This window comes from Pelorhabdus sp. sgz311001 (assembly GCF_055901755.1).
Window position 1 is genome coordinate 1 of record NZ_JBVXUT010000004.1, and the last position, 20,179, is coordinate 20,179.

Sequence of the window (20,179 nt, forward strand, 5' to 3'; positions counted from 1 at the left end):
TCGCCACTAAGATCCATTGCTGAATCTCCGTTCGACTTGCATGTGTTAGGCACGCCGCCAGCGTTCGTCCTGAGCCAGGATCAAACTCTCCATAAAAGTTTTATGAAGAACCGATAAGGCTCTAATTACAAAATAAAGAAATTATTTAAGTTGGTTTCTTACGAAACCCGCACATCTGGCTTGTTGTTACTTATCCATCGTTTAGTTTTCAGAGAGCCGCTACCGAAGCAGCTTAGATAGTTTACCATCTTTCGAACCAGTTTGTCAAGCACTTTTTTTCAAAGTTTCTTTTTTAACCGTTTCGTCTTCGTTTGCAGAAGCGATGATTCTTTTCTGTTTTCGTGCCGCCCATCGGCGACTTGTTAATAATAGCATACTGCTTTTACTTTTGTCAACACTTTTTATACTTCATTTTTACATTTTCACGAAACTACCGTCAAAAGAACAAGTTATCGCTGCTTGCAGCCATTCAGCAAGCAGCGACACTATACTTTGCAAAACCATATGCTCACTTCGGTAGATCACCCAAACAAGTTACTGCTGATTCGAACATATACCCTTTATTTAGACAATGTATCACCAAGAATGCTTAGGTTGCCATCAAAGCGTTTTTTACGGCTTACCACTTCATGAAGTTCAATCGGAACAATTTTACCAGCTTGAATGCCATACATAACTTGTGAAACCCCTGCAGCGAGGCCAAGAACAGCTCTTTCAGCCAATTCACTCGCCAACATACGGTCAAATACACTCGGCGCACCACCTCGTTGTATATGCCCCAGAACGGATACACGCGTATCAAGACCAGTTTGACTCGCAATTCGCTCGCCAATCGGAATAGCACTGCCTACCCCTTCAGCAACTACGACAATACTATACTGTTTGCCAGCATTTTTGGACGCAACGAGTTGCTTGCAAATTTGATCAAGATCAAAAGAGGCCTCTGGTACTAAAATACTTTCGGCACCACCAGCAAGGCCCGCAGTAACAGCAATCGCACCACAATGGCGGCCCATTACTTCGATCACCATAACACGGCCATGCGATGAAGCAGTATCTCTTAGCTTATTAATAGCGTCTACTGCCGTATTCACAGCTGTATCAAAACCGATTGTATAGTCCGTGCCATAAATATCATTATCAATCGTCGCTGGCAACCCTACAATATTCATGCCGAGATCGCCTAAAAGCGAAGCTCCTGTAAGTGAACCATCGCCACCGAGAACAAGCAGCCCCTCAATCCCACGGCGTTTCATATTATCAAAAGCCCGCTGACGTCCTGCCGAAGTTCTGAATTCTTCTGACCGAGCTGTACCTAAGAAAGTCCCGCCTTTTTGGATAATGTCGCCTACTGACCGCGAGTCAAGTGGAATAAACTCATTCGCCGTCATTCCCAAATAGCCATTTTTAATACCCCATACTTCCATATCTTGTTTGAGCGCTACACGAACTGCCGCACGAATTGCCGCATTCATGCCAGGACAGTCGCCACCACTTGTCATAATAGCAATTTTCCGCAGCGGTTTCTTTTGATCGAGCACCTTAACATCCATTTCCTGAGTAAGACGTTCAGAAAGCTTTTCCAAATACTCTCGCACTTCACCACAACGTTTAAAAGTCGCAGCACAGGCAGCCCACTCTCTGGCCGCTAAAAGACTCATGTTGCGAATTCTCTGTTTTACAGCTGGTACAGATTGCGCCGCCATCGAAAGCTCGGTCACGCCTAAACCAACTAACAACGGCGTAGCTAAAGGATCACCAGCCATTTCGCCACACATTCCAACCCATTTTCCACATTCCCTGGCGGCATCAGTTACCGCCCGAATGAGTCGAATCACGGCTGGCTGGAAATAGTCACCTAAATAAGAAACCTTATCATTCATACGATCCGCCGCCAAAGTATACTGCACAAGATCATTCGTACCAATGCTAAAGAAATCTACTTCTGGCGCTAGCAAGCCCGCGTTCACAGCTGCTGCCGGCACTTCAATCATAATTCCTACAGGAATATCTTTTTTGAAAGGAGCTTTCGCCAAAGTCAGTTCTTGCTTTACTTCTGCTAATAAAGCTTTTGCCGCTTCTAATTCCTCCACTGTGGCTATCATGGGAAACATAATATGGAGATTACCTGCCGTACTAGCGCGAAGTAGAGCCCGCAATTGTGTCTTGAAAATATCTCGTCGTGACAAACAAAGCCGAATGGCTCGCAAACCAAGCGCCGGATTCGCCTCTTCACTGCTTTCTAAGTAAGGTAATTCTTTATCACCGCCAGCATCAAGGGTACGAATAATCACTTTTTTCTCAGGCATAGCTGCCAAGACTTGGCGATAAGCTTCTACTTGTTCATCTTCTGAGGGAAGCGATTCGCGCTTTAAAAACAAAAACTCTGTACGGAACAGCCCTATTCCATCAGTACCAGCGTCAAGAACTTTTTTCATGTCTTCAGGTGAGCCAATATTAGCAGCTACTTCTAAACGAATCCCATCCGTCGTAACCGCAGGTAAAGTTCGCAGAGCCGCTAATCTTTCTCTTTCGCGCTCGTCTGCTGCAATTTTTTCCTTATATTCTTCGCAAGTTTCTTCATCAGGCAGTAAAACAACTAGCCCCGCTGAACCATCTAAAATGACCTGATCGTTTTCAGTAAGTTCAGCAAGATGCTGTCCCACTCCCACTACAGCAGGAATCCCCGCTGCTCTAGCTAAAATGGAGCTATGCGATGTTCTGCCGCCCAAAGCAGTAATAAACCCCTGTACTGTCGACAAATCAAGCATAGCCGTATCAGATGGCAACAAATCTTCGGCTACAATAATACCGGAAAGATTCTCCGCCGCTGGCCTTCCCTGAAGCAAACGGATCAGACGCTTGGAAATATCTTTAATATCGGCCGCTCTTTCTCGCATATATTCGTCTTCTAAGGCCTGAAACATAGCGGCAATTTCGGCTCCGGCGTCTTCCACAGCAGCCTCTGCCGATAGGCCAGAATTAATTTTATCTTTAATAGCAGACTCAAACATAGGATCTTCTAACATAAGTGCATGGGCGGCAAAAACTTGAGCGGCCTCCGCCCCCATGGTTGTTTCTGTTTTTTGTTCTAGTAGCTTTAACTCACTAACCCCCGCTTTTTGCATGGAAACAAAACGAGCTTGTTCTTCCTCTACCGTCCCTTGCGGCTCACGGGAATAGGACAGGCTCTCATTGTGGAGATACGTAATCTTGCCAATCGCAATTCCTGGTGATGCTCCAATACCAGTAAATTTTTTCACAATAATCACACTTCCCTCCATTTAACTCTACAAAAGCGATTCACTTATCCATAAACTTTGTCCTATAATTCGTCAAAAAACTCCATTTCTATTTTCTTCCTAAAAATCTATTTTTCCTGCTTAGAAATTTCTCAAAAAGCGATTAAAAGAATTTCCGACTCTGCTTACCCCCTAAATAATCACACAACTTCCCTTGATAACTGTCAGTTGCAATAAGATCCGCCTCAATTTGATCGCGAATTTTCCACCAACCAGTCTGCCAATTACTAAAGAGAGTATTGCTTTCTGGCGCCCGCCCAATTAATCGCTGCAAAACAATATCAGGATGGAGGTAGTTCAAAAAGGTAATAACTCGTTGTACATATTCGTCTTTGGATATAAGCGCAAAGCGTTGTTCTTCATACCATTGGGCCATCAAAGTTCCCTTTACAATATAAAGTGCGTGAAGTTTTACTTGTTCGATCCGTAAAGCCGACATGAGCTTCGCATTTTCAATGACATCTGCTTCATCGTCCCACGGCAGATTTAAAATTAAGTGCGTACAAATTTCTACGCCATAAGCTTTAGCCATAAGCACAGCATCGACATATTCGGCTAAACCATGGCCTCGCTGAATTTTAGCAAGCGTGTGATAATTCACAGTCTGCAAACCCAATTCGAGAAAAATAGCCACACCGTAGTGTTCGCGAATTTCTTGAAAAAGTTCTAGATAAGGTTTTGCCACACAATCCGGTCTCGTAGCAATAGCAATTCCCACAATGTCATTATTATGTTGTCGCCCATTTTCACAGGCTTCCACAAGATAACGGCGCAAATCAGCTACAGGCAAATAGGTATTACTGAAATTCTGAAAATAAGGAATGTATTTTTCCGCCTTATACTTAGGAGCAATATGTTCTCTATTCGCATTAAGCTGCATCGCGACAGTCATGGAAGCAGGCAGATTCTCATAACCAGCACCGATTTCTCCGCAAAAAATACAGCCGCCAACCCCACAGGAACCATCGCGATTGGGACAGGTAACGGGAATACTTACAGGTAACTTATAAACCTTTTCTCCATAACGTTCTTTTAAATATGTAGAATAAGTTCTATATCGATTCACGGTCTTGTCTCCTCCAGCCAAAAATCTTCACAAGCAATTTCACAGCATAAAACGTCCTTCTGGCGATAATCAAAAAGATAAGCTGTTGGTCTAGTTATTAGCTGCCCCGTTGTGACAAAATCTTTCACAGCCGCTGTAAATACTTCTATGTGGAATTCTTTCTGCAGCGTTCGCCAAGTCTGAAAAGAAAAATCAGCTACATACTGCTCTGCTTTCTCACTGCGCCAAAATGCTGTAATTTCCTTATCAAAACGGCGTTCATTCCAGTCGAGTCCTTCTTGTCTAATTTTCCCCTGGTCATTCGTTAAAGCATCGAACTTTAATAATTGTACTAAAAGAAGTATCTTTTCCTCATAATACAACCGCCCATAATCAAGCAAATGTTGATATAGCTGTTTTGTCGAATGAGAAATTTTATGAAATCCCTGCTGTTCCCACCACTGACTAAAATTCTCATAAAAAGTAAAGGCATCGCCTGCTAACAGCGTCATGTAGGTCAGAGTCGCTTGAAAACGCCCCTTATTATAGTAAAGTTCAAAAACCTCTTCAAAAATCTTCAATTGACGTACATCTTCATAAGGTAATACATCGTTGGCTAACACCTCATATGGCGCCTGATCCATCCAGATATAGTGATGTTCTATAGCATGAGAATGAATTTTTGCACCGCGGAGCATTTTTAAAAAACCTAGCTGCAGCATATGAGGTTGCAATGCATATAAATGATTAAAAGAACGGCCGAAGGTTTTTTTGTCTTCAAAGGGCAACCCGATAATTAAGTCAAGATGCAAATGCATATTGTTATAGGATCTTAGCTGAGTTACCTTACGAACAATCTCCTGCCAATCATTTTTTCGATCAATCGCCACCAAAGTTGGTTCATGAGTCGATTGTACGCCAATCTCAAATTGAATTCGTCCTTTAGGCATATCCGCCAAAAACTCAATGATTTCATCATTTAAAAGTTCTACGGCAATTTCAAAATGAAAATTAGTCTTTGTTTCAAGTTCTTTTATATGCTGCAAAATGGGAAAATAGTGCTTTTCAAAAGCATTAAAAGTCCGATCAACAAATTTTACCTGTCGAACCTTATTGGCAACAAAAAAATCAATTTCTGCCAAAACTTTTTCTAGACTACGATACCTTACCCCCTGGCTTGCACTGGAAAGACAGTACTGACAGGAAAAAGGACAGCCGCGCGAGCTTTCATAGTAAATAATCTTTTCTTTAAGCGGTTCCATATCGCCTGGTTCATAAGGAAAGCGCAGTGCGTCAAGATCGGCCACTGCGACAGGCTGCGCCGAAATAGCATCTTCTCTAGCTGTCACGCCAGGAATCACAAGAGAGTGTGACGTTTTTGATTCGAGCTTTTGCAGCAATGCTGGCAAAGCGTTTTCTCCTTCGCCGCTAATCACAAAATCAGCTTCCGCACATTCGGCAAAAATTACTTTTGGATCATAGGAAACTTCTGGACCGCCTAAAATAATTTTTGCCTCAGGTAGTACTTTCCGAAGTAACGACACAAGATCTTTCGTCATTTCCCAGTTCCAAATATAGCAAGCCAAAGCAATTACATCAGGCCGCGCCGCAAATATGTCGCTGACAATGTCAAGTAAAGAATGGTTAATCGTATATTCTTCTACCCGAATTGGGCTTAAAATCTGCTCGCGACAAGCTTGCCGCAAGGTCAGAAGCGCTAAAGAAGAATGGATATATTTCGCGTTTAAAGTTGTTAATAAAATATTCATCAAATCACCTACTGAGTTTTTTCACCGTCGCTATGATCGGTGCATAACATAAACAAAGCTCACTGAATGGAGGTTTCTTTATGCGCCTTTTCGTTGACGGACAACAGCTTCCGCTTATGGTAAAAGTCAGCCGCGATCTGCTCACGACCATCAAAGCCTTAAGCCGCCAGCTCGGCTGGGGCGTTTTTTACGATCCCTTAAAAGAAGTGATCTATATTAATAGCAAATCGCAGGCAATTCCAGCGCCAACTGCCGAGCGCCCTGCCACTCTTGCTACCGAAGTTCCTGAAAGCATTCGACTGCTGGGGAAAAAAATCTGCCTTGATCCTGGACACGGCGGCAAAGACCCCGGGGCGGTTGGTCCCACAGGAACTTTTGAAAAAAACAATACGCTGGCCATCGCCCTAGCTTTACGCGATAAATTAGAAAATAACGGCGCTCAAGTTCTCCTAACACGCGACGGCGACCATTTCGCTACAGTCACCGCCGAAACGACAGTAGAAGAATTGCGTAGCCGCGTCAGTATTGCCAATGATAATCAAGCCGATTTGTTTTTGAGCATTCATAATGACGCCTTCACCAGCAAAGAAGCGTCAGGTACAACCACTTATTATTACAGTAAAGGAGACTCTTCCCGCCTGGCCCAATGTCTGCAAAAAAAACTAGTTGATCGCTTAGGAACGAAAGACCGTAATGCTCGTTTTGGCAGCTTTTATGTAATCCGCTATGCATCCATGCCAGCAGCTCTGGTAGAGGTTGGTTTTATTTCTAATCCCGAAGAAGAGGTTTTACTTGCCAGTGCTGATGGTCGTGCCAGCGCTGCCGAGGCGCTTTTTGAAGGAATTATGCAATATTTTAAAGTATAATCTATAAAAAAGTTGCCCCATCCTACAGGAAAGATGCATTGATTTGCTAATACTATATACTATACCAATTCATTTACAAAGGAGCCTGCTCATATGGACAAGTTTATCATTCCCGAACGAAACGAAATCTCCGCTGAATTCCAATGGAAATTAACCGATATTTATGCTACCGATACAATTTGGGAAAGCGATATTGACGCTGTAAAAAAACAAATGCCACAAATTCAAAGCAAAAAAGGTCAAATCACCCAATCAGCCCACCTGCTCTGGACTGCGCTCGATCTCCGCAGTAAAATCAACCAAACACTCGAAAAGCTTTTCGCCTATGCTCGCATGCATCGTGATGAAAACGCCGCCAGTCCCGTATACCAAGCAATGACAAATAAAATTCAAGCCCTTGAAGCAGAAGCCTCAGCCGCTTACGCCTTTATGGAGCCAGAAATTCTGACACTGCCAACAAAAACATTGGAAAACTTCCTTCGCGAAGAACAGGGACTTGAAGAGTATCGCTTTTATCTAGAAAATCTCACAAAACAAAAAAAACACATTCTCTCAGCACAAGAAGAAGCTTTACTGTCGGCGTTTGGTGATGTAGCACAGGCTTCTGCCGAAACCTTTCAGATGCTAGCGCGGGCTGATATAACTTTTCCAGCGGTTTATGACACTTCAAAACAGGAGCTTCCTTTAAGTGAAGGCCGCTACCATTCTTTCATGATATCACCAGACCGTCAAGTACGCCAGCAGGCTTTTAAAAATCTCCTGGGCACTTATAAGAACTATCGAAATACGTTTGCCTCAACGCTGCGAGGCAATATCAAAAAAGATATTTTTTATGCAAAGACACGGCACTACAGCTCTCATTTGGCAGCTTCCCTGGAACCTGATGAAATTCCGCTCTCCTTTTACGATCAGCTAATCGCAACAGTTCATAAACATCTTCCCGCCATGGAGCGTTACGTATCTCTCAAAAAAAAGATTCTTAACGTACCAGAGCTGCACATGTATGATATGTATGCTCCCCTGACGAACCAGATCCGCCTCGCTTATTCTTATGAAGAGGCCGTAAAACTAGTAAAACAAGCCCTCGCCCCGCTCGGCAAAGAATATCTCGCTGATCTATCAACTGGTCTTGCTTCAGGCTGGGTTGATGTCTACGAGAATAAAGGAAAGCAGACAGGCGCTTATTCCTGGGGCGTCTACGGCGTTCATCCTTTCGTCCTCCTCAATTTTGACGGCAAATACAATGACGTATCGACTTTAGCCCATGAACTCGGCCACGCTATGCATAGCTATTATAGTCAAAAAAAGCAACCGTACCCTACGTCATCTTATACCATTTTTTGCGCTGAAGTTGCTTCTACAACCAACGAAATCCTCTTAATTGATCATGTACTCGCTACCACAGCTGACCGCTCTATCCAAGCCTACCTCTTAAATCAATATCTGGAATCCATTCGCACCACTGTGTACCGCCAAACCATGTTCGCTGAATTTGAACAAAAGGTTTATATGTTAGCTGAAACAGGGGAAAGCCTCACAGCCGAGCTTTTTGAAAATCTCTGGCGTGAGTTAAATGCCAAATATTACGGGCCTGAACTAGTCATTGACGACAGCCTCGTCAGTGAATGGTCAAGAATCCCGCATTTTTATCGCAGCTTTTATGTTTACAAATACGCTACAGGGTATTCCGCCGCAACCGCCTTTGCCAATCATCTCAGTACCGATGAAAAAACTGCCCAGAAACAATACCTAAACTTTTTAAGCAGTGGCGGTTCTGATTATTCTCTGAATCTCTTAAAAGCAGGTGGAGTTGATTTAGCATCAGGCAAACCAATTGAACAGACTTTAGTTAAGTTTTCCCAACTGCTCGACAAATTAGAAGCCTTATTATAAGTTTAAAACATAGCTGTTCAGAAAAAAGCGGCTGCTCAAAGAGCAGCCGCTTTCTTATCTTTATTTTTCTAAAATTGCTAAAACCGTTTCTTTCATAGCGCCTTTTTCACAACAACGCTGATGCAGCTTTGCTTTTCCTTTGAGCGAAGCTAGGCCGATAGGAGCTTGCCAAGTTGACAAATCTGTCAAAGTATCAAGTAAAGCAAACTCATCTTTCCCGCTGGACGCGCCAGGCTTTAAGGCCTCAATCACACTGTCATTAAACTTAAAAGGGCTTGCTGTAGACACCACAATGCAGTGTCTTTCATCGCCAGTACGTTCCCGATATACTTTCGCCGTATGCCAGGCAACAGCCGTATGTGGATCCAGTAAATAAGAGGAAGCAGTAAATACTTCATGAATCGTAGCAGTGATCTCTGTCTCATTGGCCCACAGAGCGTAAAAATCTTCTGATAGTGCCTTGGCCAAATCGCCTGTTATGGCATAATCACCTTTCGTCTTAAGCTCCGTCATCCATGTAGTTACTTTTTCACTATCCCCTTGCGTAGCCAGATAGAGAAGTCGTTCTAAATTACTGGAAACTAGAATATCCATCGAGGGCGACGAAGTCTTGTAGAAAGGTCGGTTAGCATTATAAACACCTTGCTCAAAAAAATCTGTCAAAACATGGTTCGCATTCGAACCACAAAGAAGTTTTCCAATAGGAAGGCCCATTTTTTTTGCATAATATCCCGCTAAGATATTGCCAAAATTACCTGTCGGTACACTAAAATTGACTGCATCTCCCAAAGCAAAGAGGTTTTGTTTTACACCGTCAAGATAGGCGCTAAAATAGTAGACAATCTGCGGTACAAGTCTGCCCCAGTTAATCGAATTCGCCGAAGAAAGCTGCAAACCTTGTTTCGCCAACTCCTGATTAAACGCAGTATCTTGAAAGATTTCCTTAACGCCAGTCTGGGCATCATCAAAGTTTCCTTTTACCGCTACGACAGCTACATTTTTCCCTTCCTGTGTAATCATCTGCAGTTTTTGAATGGCGCTAACACCATCTTCAGGGTAAAACGTAATAATCTCAATCTGATTGACATCTTGGAAGCCTTCCAACGCGGCCTTACCAGTATCACCTGAAGTTGCAACGAGAATTACTATTTTTTCTTGCTTTTCTGTTTTTACAAGAGCTGTCGACAACAGGCGTGGTAAAAGCTGCAACGCCATATCTTTAAATGCACTAGTTGGACCATGCCACAATTCCAGTACGGAAAAATTCTCTTTTACTGTCTTTAATGGAGCAATGGCAGCAGCATCAAATTTAGGCACTGAGTAAGCCGAATCAATGCACTGTTTCAATTCACCTTCACTATAATCCGTTAAAAATAACCGCAGTATAGCTAAAGCTCGCTGCTGATACGTAAGATCTACCCATTCCGCAATCTGGTCTAAAGAAAGCTGCGGAATTTCCTCTGGCACAAATAAGCCGCCATTTTCGGCCAAACCGGCAATAATAGCTTCGGCAGAAGTCACTGATTGGCTGCCGCCTCGCGTACTGATAAACATGATCTTAGTCCTCCCTTTATGCAAACGCAATTCCTTGTTCTACAACTTGTCCACCATTAAATTCCACCAGCATATTAGCGGTAAAAGCAATAATTTCCTTCATCTCTTCGTCGCTAACCTCTTCATCGGCATAGAGCACGGAAAGCAGCGTCTTAGTCTGTAAAGTTACAGCTGTTCGCGCTGCGTCAGCTGTGGGGTTACCAAAAACGCCTTCTCCATCATGAAGGAAAGGTCGATTTCCCGTAGGACGTTCCTGACCGGAAATACATTGATACTGCCCTAATGCCGCCTTAGCATAAACAATATCACCGTGAATCTGATCAGCATCATAAAGACCAAAAGGCAACAAATATTTCAGCGAGCAATAATTATTCACATCCACAGCACTATTAACATAATAGAGCCCCTTACCGCCTAAAACGCGCCGCACCAAGGCTTCTGAGGCAGGACGATAGCGAGTAGGATCATAGGATAGTTTTTTGAACATCGAGCGAACTGCAGCAATACGAGGCACTTTAGTCAATAAATCAATCTTATAGGCCGCAGCCGCTTCTTGCTGTAGTTTAAAAAAGGCCTGCGCTAAGGGCGGCGGTGATCCTTTCACTGCTACATCGGTAATCAAGGCATAACCCAGTCGACAGTGAGGCACTACTTGGCTTACATTTTCATGAATTGTGATCTGCATCTTTTTCCTCCTGCCTGGCAATCGGGCAAACGGTCCCATTCACTGCTCGAATCAAGTCTTGTGGCGCTAAAAAAATCTGCACGCCCCGCTGACCCGCACTGATTGAAAGAGCTGGCCAAACAAGACAGCTATCATCAATATATACGGGATACTTTTTTTTCGCCCCTAACGGGGAAACTCCCCCACGCACATAACCAGTGAGCGGCAGTACATCCTTTAGCGCAACAAGCTCTACCTTTTTATTTTGACTGGCTGTAGCCAGCGCCTTTAAATTCAGTTCTGCGCCGCCAGGCACAACAGCCATCAAGATTCCTTGTTTATCGCCCTTTGCTACAAGGGTTTTAAAGACCTGATTGACAGGCATTTGTACAAGTTCTGCCACATGCTGCGCCCCCAGATCATTTTCGTCTACTTCATATTCTTTGATTTCGTAAGAAATGTGTAAAGAATCTAAAATACGAGCCGCATTTGTTTTTTTCATCGTACTACTATAATCTCCTTATTGACTACTCATAACAGGTAAAAGTAGGAGCGCGGCTTCCCGCGCTCAATTACTTCAAAAATCAAGTTTCATATACCTGACCTTTACATAAGGAATTGACTGAAGCTCCTGCTCCATTTCCGAAGCCGGAAGATTTTCACCGCAAAGCTGTAAGAGAATCATACCACTATTGCTACATTGATCAACTGCTGAATCGTGAATTCCCAGCCTGACTCTGATAAAACAGCCGTATTTTGTAAGTACATCCTGCACTGCCTTAGCTGTTTCAACACGATTTTCCTGTAAAATCGCCATAATCATTGAGCAATTTTCCATAATTCCTCCGCCTTTCCGCTTCTACTATCCTAAAGTAACTAGGCCTGATGAAGTTAAACGCATATAGAACTTAATTGTTACATATTTTATATCCTGTTTAAAATCTCCTGCAAAAAAAGAGAAAAGTGACGAAAACTTTATAAAAAAGGTGAAACAAACAGGACATAACGGGAAATATAGAGAAATGGTAAGAAAACTTTTAAAGAGGTGTCACTATTTTGCTAACTGTCGCACTTGGCCAAATGGAAGTCATTCCTGGCCGACCTGATTTAAATACACAAACAATGCTTCACATGATAAATAAAGCCAAGCAACAGCACGCTGATTTAATTGTGTTTCCCGAAATGGCAATTCCCGGTTATTTGCTAGGCGATCTTTGGGAGCAAAAAGCCTTTTTGAAAGATTGCGAAGACTACGGAAGACAAATTGCCCAGGCAGCGCAAGATATTACAGTGATGTTCGGCAATATTGCAATGGACTGGAATCAGAAAAATCATGACGGTCGCTACCGCAAATATAACGCCTTTTTTACCGCGCAAAATGGGAGATTTGTCAAAGATCCTGCTTTTCCCTATCCCTTCCGTATTAAAACATTGCTACCTAACTATCGCGAGTTTGATGATTCGCGCCACTTTTATAGCCTTCAGGAACTCGCTTGTGATTTTGGCGAACCCATCGAAAACTTCCTCAAACCATTACCAGTTACGATGAAAGATAAGACCTATCATATTGGCTGCTTAATCTGCGAGGACGGTTGGTCTGATGATTATTCGATAAAACCGCTAGCGCAAACAGCTACAGCAACTACCGACTTTTTTATCAACATTTCCAGTTCCCCCTTTACGGCAGGCAAAAACAATAAGCGAAATCGTCTCTTCTCGGCACAAGTGAAAGCAGCCTCTGTACCACTCATTTATGTAAATGCTGTAGGTATGCAAAACAACGGAAAAACAATTTATACTTTTGATGGCTATAGTACCGTCTATAACAAAGAAGGGCAAATACAACATAGCTGTAACTCCTTTTTAGAAACACTCGAATGCGTCACCTTTGACGACCAGTTTGAGTTGAATTGTAGCAAGCCAGTACAACCCCAAGATGACAGCACAATTGAAACAATCTATAATGCTCTTCAATACGGCATGAAAAAATTTTTAATTCAGACAGGAATAAATAAAATTGTAATCGGCATTTCTGGTGGTATTGACTCCGCCGTGAATGCCGCACTCTATAGTCGCATTCTAGGCGCCGATCATATTTTGCTTGTTAATATGCCCAGTCGCTATAATTCACAGACAACAATCTCGGCTGCCGAAAAACTAGCTAAAAATCTCGGCTGCCATTATGGCGTTCTCCCTATTGAAGAAGCTGTTCAGCATACAATCAACCAGCTTACCACAACGCCTATCTATCATTTTTCTGATTCTAAAACACAGTATCTTACCTTAACCGATCTTGTAAAAGAAAATATCCAGGCCCGCGACCGTTCCTCACGTCTTTTAGCCGGAGTAGCGGCCGCCTTTGGCGGGGCCTTTACCTGTAATGCCAATAAAAGTGAAATGACCGTCGGTTACTGTACGCTTTATGGCGATGAAGCCGGCTGTTTAGCTGCAACTGCCGACTTATGGAAACATCAGGTTTATGAGCTAGCTCGCTACCTAAATGATTCTGTTTATGAACGCGAAGTAATTCCCCAAGAATCAATTCAACTCGTTCCCAGTGCTGAATTGTCAGCCAATCAGTCTGTAGATGAAGGCAAAGGTGATCCGATTATTTACCCTTACCATGACTACCTCTTTCGCGCCTTTGTCGAGCATTGGCAGAGAGCGACCCCAGAAGATATCCTGCTTTGGTATAGTCAGGGCATTCTCGAGGACAAACTTGGCTGTAAACAAGGCCTCATTCAAAAACATTTTGCCACTGCCGACGCCTTTATTAGCGATTTAGAACGTTGGTGGAATCTTTATTCTGGCATGGGAATCGCTAAACGAATCCAAGCGCCGCCCGTACTGGCTATCAGTCGTCGCGCCTTTGGCTTTGATCATCGTGAAGCCCAAAATCAGCCTTATTATACACAAAAATACCAAATCCTAAAACACGAACTTATACAGCAAGGGAGGAATATTTAATGTACTTTGATCCGGCAGAAGGAATGGTATTTCGCCCCCCCAGTGAGGCGCGCAGTCTGATTTTACGCGTTACGATCGGCTGTTCTCATAATCGCTGCACTTTTTGCAGTATGTATCGTTCCGTGCAATTTCGTCCCCGCCCGTTAGAGGAAGTAAAACATCTTATCGAGCAGGCGGCAAGAGAATTTCCGACAACTCGCCGAATTTTTCTAGCAGATGGTAATGCCTTGGTTCTGCCGACAGAACGACTCCTGACTATTATGGGGTGGCTCCATGAAGCTTTTCCGCATTTAACACGAATTACTCTATACGGCGGTCCACAGGATATTTTACGCAAAACCCCAGAAGAGTTAGCAACCTTAAAAGCAGCCGGATTAAAAATCATTTACCTCGGCCTCGAAAGCGGCGATGAAGCAGTCCTAGCGCTGCTTGGCAAAGGAGCTACGCCTTCAGAAATGATTCAAGCCGGCCAAAAGGTAGTGTCCTCTGGTTTAAAATTGTCGATGATGGTCATTCTCGGCGCCGGGGGAATTGAACGCTCTCGCGAACATGCGATTCACACAGCTGAAGTAGTCAGCGCTATTGAACCTACTATGCTAAGCGCGCTGACGCTGATGCTTCATGAAGGAACCGAATTAAGAGCACTTGCTGAAGCTGGCAAGTTTACCATGCTAAGTCCTTCTGAGCTTATGACGGAGCTTGCCCTTATGCTCGAACACATCGACGTAAAACGTCCCTGTATTTTCCGCAGCAATCACGTATCAAACCTGCTGCCATTAGCCGGTACCCTACCAGAAGACAAAGAAAAACTGCTCGCCACAGCAAAAGCCATGGTCGAACAGTTTCAAGATCGTACATTACCTAAATTTAATGATACAGGCCGCTTTTAAACCAAACCAGAACCCATTAACTTTTTAATAATAAAAACACAAATCCTTCTTCGCTTAAATAACGAGGATCAAACTCTTCTAACTCCAATACTTTTTTAATTTTATTGGCGCAGGCATAAATACTAGCACTTGTCTGCTCCAATTCATCAGCAAGCCGCGTGGCCATAATTCGTTTATGGCCATTCATTTTGCTATAAACATAAGCAACAGCCGCCGCCCACAAGCGTTCATCCCGTACTTTTGCCACAGAAAAATGAGCATAATCCGCCCAAAGTTTCTGTGCCATACTTATGTCATACAACGAAAAACCGTAAGCAGGCAATATTCTCTTTATAGAGTCAGAGACACCATCTTGCCGTGCTGGCAATTCGCTCTGTTTATACTGACGCTGCAAGATTTGAAATGGCGTTACATTCACCTTGGCCAGTGATAATAAAACATCAACAGTATATTTTATATTTAACGCATGGCGAGCAAAAAAATCATCCCAGGTTGCCTCCGGTTGTTTAATCGTAAAAATATCCTTTTGCCGGATAATCTCTTCCTTGATACGGCGCTTTAAATTGGGGCTCACTTCAATACTAGCAACATAATTAATCAAAGTCATTTCTCCGGAAAAAACATGGCCGAAAAAGAGTAGCTTTTTGATTTTCTTATACTCAAAGTCAGGTTGAGGCAATCGAAATACTTCTTCCGTAAATAAATTTACACACTCTACAAAGTTCTCATCAATAATTCGGCTAATATAAAATACGGTATAACGAGCTTTTAAGAGTTCCTGTAGGAGTTGTTTTTCTTCCCGCGACAAGTTCAAATTCTTTCCCTTAGTAAAAAATCGCAGCGGCGTAGCATCACTATCAAGCAAGTGGTAATCAAACAAAAAATAGTCCCAAAAGCCAAGCCAGAATTCATGGTATTCTTCTTCTGGGACACTTTCAAATGGACCAGCATACAAAAACAAAGCTCTTTCAAAATCATTCATAAACATATTCTGCTGAAAATATGTTCCCAACTTGTTCATAAGGCTTTCCACAGCTGCCGTAATGCGGTAAGCAAATTCTTCTTCCGTTTGCGGCTTTTGCTCTAACGCTGAAAAATTTTCTTCCCCTTCCAGCGCGGAGATACCATCAAAAATCGTCTTGTGACGGTGTAATTCTTCCCCACCGGCAATTTCTTGTGACGCTGTAAGAATATCTTGCCAATCGTATAACAAATGGCGTGATGCAAGATACTCGTAGAAAGCTGTTAAAATCGCAAACAACTCTCGAATGGATGCAAGCGAGACCTTAAACTCTGGCACAAGATCCAGCCAAGAAAGCAAAATATAATATGTTTCTATGCCAAATGATTCAATGGATGAAATTCGTGTCTCAACCATAAATTGCAAAAAATACATCATGTTGCGCCACAAATGATTTAGTTCTTTTTCACTGGCTCCCTGCCAAGCCTTATGACGCAAAAATCCCTCAATCCAATCCTGACGGATTGGCACCGCCTCATCACTATACTTATCGTAAAAGAGACGAATTTTTTCGTAGACATTTTTCATATGACCTATGAGTCTCCTTATTTAATCCAATGTTTTTATTATACAACATTGATCGCTCTCTGTCTTTTTTTCTTTGCTACAGGGTTACTACATTTGCGCACTAAACTAATGTAGAAAAAAGACCTCGCGAATGCCGCGAGGCCTTTTTAAAGATGGTGCGGAAGAAGGGACTTGAACCCCCACGCCGTAAAGCGCCAGATCCTAAGTCTGGTGCGTCTGCCAATTCCGCCACTTCCGCAAGTGGTGATCCACCCGCGACTCGAACGCGGGACACCCTGATTAAAAGTCAGGTGCTCTACCGACTGAGCTAGTGGATCATGATAATGGCTGGGGCGGCTGGACTCGAACCAACGCGTGCGGGAGTCAAAGTCCCGTGCCTTACCGACTTGGCTACGCCCCAACAAAAAGTATTGAATTAAATGGGGTGACTGGAGGGTCTCGAACCCTCGAGTACCGGAGCCACAATCCGGCGTGTTAACCACTTCACCACAGCCACCAAGTTTCATGTCACAACAGAATTTATTATACTATCTTTATCTTGTTGTGTCAATACTTTTTAAAACTTTTTTCAACAACCACTTTTCATCGTTTGTCGATTACTAGCGGCAGAAGTTATTATAACAAATCCTATTTAAAGTTGCAAGTACTTTTTTCGTTTTCTTTTTAACTTTATCCTTTGGTTCTTTTCCTACCCCTAGCCACCGATGCCACAATGCCTAGTGTGCACAAAACAGCAAAAATTAGGAAGGCTTTATGAAAATCGTCAATCAATTGTTGTTTATAGGCTAAGTCGGCGCGAAGTGACTGAGAATGATCTGATAACAGTAAGGTAACAATGGCCATACTAACAGCTTGTCCAATCAATCGCATCGCCGCTAACGCCGAGGAGGCGGCACCATAGAACTCTTTCGTCACAGAGCCCATAATAGCATTATTATTGGGAGGCCCAAACAAGGCAAAACCAAACCCCACCAAAGCAAGAACAGCAATAATCCATAAGAGAGAACTTTCTATCGTAATAAAGCTAAAACAAAATAAACCGATAGCACTAATGGCCATACCAATGGAGGCGACAACAGTAGGGCTACGTCGATCAGAAAGCGCTCCAGCAAAGGGTGAAAATAAGGCCATCACTAACGGTTGCGCCAATAAAACTAAACCAGCAGCCTGCGAATCCAACTGTACAACGACTTGCAAATGCAATGACAGTAAAAAACCGATAGCAAAAGTAGCACTATAATTAACCATAGCTGCTAAATTAGAAAAAGCAAACTGCATATTCTCGAAAAAGAGTGACACAGGAAAAAGTGGTTGTTTTTGTTTCGTCTCATAATATAAAAATAATATCATGATGAAAATGCCCAGCCCCAAAATATATTTAGCGCTCGCAGCGCGGGCTAAGTCGGAAAAACCATAGAGCGTAGCTACAATGGCAATCATATAGCCAATACTGCCAGCAAAATCAAAAGTTTCTTCCTGGGTTTTACTTTTAGCCTCTTTGAATTGCAGCAAAGTAAGACCAAAGGCAACAACACTTAAAACCGTAGTAAAATAAAAAATACTTCGCCAGCCAAAATAATAATTTAAAAATCCGCCCAGCACTGGCCCTAGCGATAACCCAATATAAACAGCCGCAGAGTTAAACCCGATCACCTTACCGCGCTTTTCTGCTGGATAAGAAGACACTAAAATGGCCATTCCTGTACTGAAAATCATAGCACTTGCCATTCCTTGGATAATTCGAAAGAAAAAAAGCACCTCTACCGACCAGGCCATACCTGATAAAAAAGACGAACAGGAAAAAAGCGCCAAACCAGTTAAAAACACCTTCCGGCGACCAAGCATATCAGCTAAACGCCCAAAGGGCAGCAAAAAGGCCGCTGTGGCTAATAAATAAGCCGTAACAATCCAGCTTAAGAGCAAAGCGCCTCCCTGAAATTGCGTTCCAATTGAAGGCAAAGCAAGATTGATCGAACTGCCGATAAAGGTAGTTAAAAAAGAAGCCACCATCACTACAATAAGCACTGTGCTCTCCTTCGAAAAAATAGATGTCATCACTTCGCCTCATTTCTCAAATGCGTCAAAATTCTACTTTATCTTATTATACCAAGTCCCTATTTTATCTTTCAAAATAATTTTTATGAAAGAAGAATCATACATAAAAATTACAAAAAACACAAAACAAAACCACCCATATATGAGTGGTTTTAAATGGTGACCCCGGCAGGATTCGAACCTGCGACCTTTTGATTCGTAGTCAAACGCTCTATCCAGCTGAGCTACGGAGTCATAATGAAGTTTTGGTAGATTTAATAAAATGGTGACCCCGGCAGGATTCGAACCTGCGACCTTTTGATTCGTAGTCAAACGCTCTATCCAGCTGAGCTACGGAGTCATTTATTATGTCTACTGTCTTGCGACTACTTTGATATTATAGCAATATAAGTTTCATCTGTCAAGGATATTTTTATAATTCAATGAAAAAGTTCATTTTCAATTAGAAAACTGGCAAAAAACCTCTATGAAACAAGGAAAACAAAGCTTAAAAGCAGGAGTGTGAATTACTTGAGCCCAAGTTGCCACACTCCTGCTCAACTTATTTTGCCACGCCGTTGGGGCGAAAGCCATACTCTTCGGACACATGGCGGCCAATCGCTTGAATCTTGCCAGTAATACAGCCACGACAATGAGCCGGTGTATCATTAATACAGATCTTTCCTGGATACAAGGCGTACATCCGCCGATAATCGCCTTCTGTTACATTAGGCATAACTACATTAGCACCGCTTTTTAGCGCAAAAATACGACCCTGCGGATGCAGCGTTTCCATAGCTGTAGTGGCCGGAATATTAATATTCCGTAATAACAGTCGCGCTAGTGCCATCACCTTTACAGCCATCATAAAATGATTACCGGGAGCATCTTTGAGTGGCGTATCGCCATTGGGAATAAACGGCCCAATACCTAGCATATCCACATCGAGATTTTTAAAAAATAAAATATCATCAGCTAAAGATTCTATTGTTTGGCCAGGAAGGCCCACAAGCGAGCCGCTCCCCACCTCATAGCCTAGATCTTTTAAATCCATGAGGCAACGAACTCGGTTATCCCAGCTCATCCCTGGGTCAAGGCGTTCATAAAGCTCTTTATCGGTCGTTTCAATGCGTAATAAATAACGGTCAGCACCGGCTTTCCGATAGGCTTCATATTCTTCGCGGCTTTTTTCACCGATACTTACGGTAATTGCCAAATCGAGCGCTTTAATTTGGCGAAGAATCGAGGTCATTTTCTCTATTGTATAGTAACTATCCTCACCGGACTGCAAAACAACAGTCTTATAACCATAAGCTTTTGCTTTTTTCGCAAAATCAAGAATCGTTTCTTCTTCCAAACGATATCGTTCTACTACATGATTATCCCGTCGCAGACCGCAATAGAGGCAGTTTTGCTTACAAATATTAGAGAATTCAATAAGGCCTCGCAAATGCACTGCATCTGTCATATAGAGTTTACGTACCCGATCAGCTGCTTGAAATAAAACATCATCCTCTTCCGATGAAGTTAGCAGAGTAATTAATTCATCTTTCGTTAAGCTTCCTGTTTCTTCCGCTTTTTGAATCAGACGGCGCATAGCCCCACCTCCTGATGTTATTATAAAGTATCTCGCCGCAGCAAATCCA

Annotated in this window: 14 protein-coding genes, 6 tRNA genes, 1 rRNA gene and 1 pseudogene; 4 read left to right on the forward strand and 18 right to left on the reverse strand. The window is 42.8% G+C overall.

What is annotated here, in order from left to right; all coding sequences use genetic code 11:
• From AC0MXB_RS11020 to AC0MXB_RS11040, 5 genes and pseudogenes are all read right to left on the reverse strand, one after another.
• Positions 1-96 (reverse strand): 16S ribosomal RNA (locus AC0MXB_RS11020); the annotation flags it as partial.
• A 464-nt stretch (positions 97-560) separates the two neighbouring features.
• The gene (gene pfkA / locus AC0MXB_RS11025) at positions 561-1,553 is read right to left on the reverse strand and encodes a 6-phosphofructokinase (protein WP_474040061.1); all 993 of its coding nucleotides are present in this window, start codon (positions 1,551-1,553) and stop codon (positions 561-563) included.
• A gap of 42 nt (positions 1,554-1,595) precedes the next feature.
• Positions 1,596-3,284, reverse strand: a pseudogene (gene ptsP, locus AC0MXB_RS11030) (phosphoenolpyruvate--protein phosphotransferase); the annotation flags it as partial.
• Between the two features lie 121 nt (positions 3,285-3,405).
• Complete coding sequence (mnmL, locus tag AC0MXB_RS11035) at positions 3,406-4,368, reverse strand: tRNA modification radical SAM protein MnmL/YtqA (RefSeq protein WP_474039747.1); 963 nt, start codon at positions 4,366-4,368, stop codon at positions 3,406-3,408.
• Positions 4,365-6,116 (reverse strand): B12-binding domain-containing radical SAM protein, encoded by a 1,752-nt coding sequence (locus AC0MXB_RS11040; RefSeq protein WP_474039748.1) that lies wholly within the window; start codon positions 6,114-6,116, stop codon positions 4,365-4,367. The genes mnmL and AC0MXB_RS11040 overlap by 4 nt, the downstream gene beginning before the upstream one ends.
• An 80-nt stretch (positions 6,117-6,196) precedes the next feature.
• On the opposite strand from AC0MXB_RS11040, the gene AC0MXB_RS11045 reads away from it, so the two are divergent.
• On the forward strand, positions 6,197-6,982 hold the full coding sequence (locus AC0MXB_RS11045; RefSeq protein WP_474039749.1) for an N-acetylmuramoyl-L-alanine amidase family protein: 786 nt from the start codon (positions 6,197-6,199) through the stop codon (positions 6,980-6,982).
• A gap of 93 nt (positions 6,983-7,075) precedes the next feature.
• Positions 7,076-8,875, forward strand: coding sequence for an oligoendopeptidase F (pepF, locus tag AC0MXB_RS11050; protein ID WP_474039750.1), 1,800 nt, complete (start codon positions 7,076-7,078; stop codon positions 8,873-8,875).
• 60 nt (positions 8,876-8,935) lie between these two features.
• On the opposite strand, the gene thrC is transcribed toward pepF, so the two are convergent.
• The 4 genes from thrC to AC0MXB_RS11070 form a co-directional block, all read right to left on the reverse strand.
• Positions 8,936-10,429, reverse strand: coding sequence for a threonine synthase (thrC, locus tag AC0MXB_RS11055; protein ID WP_474039751.1), 1,494 nt, complete (start codon positions 10,427-10,429; stop codon positions 8,936-8,938).
• A gap of 16 nt (positions 10,430-10,445) precedes the next feature.
• A complete protein-coding gene (locus AC0MXB_RS11060) occupies positions 10,446-11,114 on the reverse strand; it encodes a B3/B4 domain-containing protein (RefSeq protein ID WP_474039752.1) in 669 nt (222 codons plus the stop codon).
• On the reverse strand, positions 11,095-11,595 hold the full coding sequence (gene ybaK, locus AC0MXB_RS11065) for a Cys-tRNA(Pro) deacylase (RefSeq protein WP_474039753.1): 501 nt from the start codon (positions 11,593-11,595) through the stop codon (positions 11,095-11,097). The genes AC0MXB_RS11060 and ybaK overlap by 20 nt, the downstream gene beginning before the upstream one ends.
• 75 nt (positions 11,596-11,670) lie before the next feature.
• Positions 11,671-11,931 carry a CPF_0552 family protein gene (locus AC0MXB_RS11070; RefSeq protein ID WP_474039754.1) on the reverse strand — a complete coding sequence of 87 codons (261 nt, stop codon included), beginning with the start codon at positions 11,929-11,931 and terminating at the stop codon, positions 11,671-11,673.
• Between the two features lie 218 nt (positions 11,932-12,149).
• Here AC0MXB_RS11070 and nadE point away from each other — a divergent pair, with 218 nt between their 5' ends.
• Entirely contained in the window at positions 12,150-14,060 is a 1,911-nt protein-coding gene (gene nadE / locus AC0MXB_RS11075; RefSeq protein WP_474039755.1) for an NAD(+) synthase, read from the forward strand.
• The gene (locus AC0MXB_RS11080; RefSeq protein ID WP_474039756.1) at positions 14,060-14,950 is read left to right on the forward strand and encodes a radical SAM protein; all 891 of its coding nucleotides are present in this window, start codon (positions 14,060-14,062) and stop codon (positions 14,948-14,950) included. Before nadE ends, AC0MXB_RS11080 begins: the two co-directional genes overlap by 1 nt.
• A 16-nt stretch (positions 14,951-14,966) precedes the next feature.
• Here the strand turns inward: AC0MXB_RS11080 and AC0MXB_RS11085 are convergent, their stop codons facing one another.
• The 9 genes from AC0MXB_RS11085 to hydE all read right to left on the reverse strand — a co-directional run bounded on the left by AC0MXB_RS11085 (position 14,967) and on the right by hydE (position 20,130).
• Positions 14,967-16,499: a hypothetical protein gene (locus tag AC0MXB_RS11085; RefSeq protein WP_474039757.1), complete on the reverse strand. Its 1,533-nt coding sequence runs from the start codon at positions 16,497-16,499 to the stop codon at positions 14,967-14,969.
• Between the two features lie 153 nt (positions 16,500-16,652).
• Positions 16,653-16,737 (reverse strand) — tRNA-Leu (locus AC0MXB_RS11090).
• Positions 16,738-16,740: 3 nt separating this feature from the next.
• Positions 16,741-16,816, reverse strand: a tRNA-Lys gene (locus tag AC0MXB_RS11095).
• Between the two features lie 7 nt (positions 16,817-16,823).
• Positions 16,824-16,899: transfer RNA gene (locus tag AC0MXB_RS11100), tRNA-Gln, on the reverse strand.
• Positions 16,900-16,919: 20 nt separating this feature from the next.
• Positions 16,920-16,995, reverse strand: a tRNA-His gene (locus AC0MXB_RS11105).
• Positions 16,996-17,168: 173 nt separating this feature from the next.
• The gene (locus AC0MXB_RS11110) at positions 17,169-18,524 is read right to left on the reverse strand and encodes an MFS transporter (protein WP_474039758.1); all 1,356 of its coding nucleotides are present in this window, start codon (positions 18,522-18,524) and stop codon (positions 17,169-17,171) included.
• Positions 18,525-18,711: 187 nt separating this feature from the next.
• A tRNA-Arg gene (locus AC0MXB_RS11115) sits at positions 18,712-18,788 on the reverse strand.
• A 29-nt stretch (positions 18,789-18,817) separates the two neighbouring features.
• Positions 18,818-18,894: transfer RNA gene (locus tag AC0MXB_RS11120), tRNA-Arg, on the reverse strand.
• Positions 18,895-19,095: 201 nt separating this feature from the next.
• The gene (gene hydE, locus AC0MXB_RS11125; RefSeq protein ID WP_474039759.1) at positions 19,096-20,130 is read right to left on the reverse strand and encodes a [FeFe] hydrogenase H-cluster radical SAM maturase HydE; all 1,035 of its coding nucleotides are present in this window, start codon (positions 20,128-20,130) and stop codon (positions 19,096-19,098) included.
• Positions 20,131-20,179 lie beyond the last annotated feature (49 nt).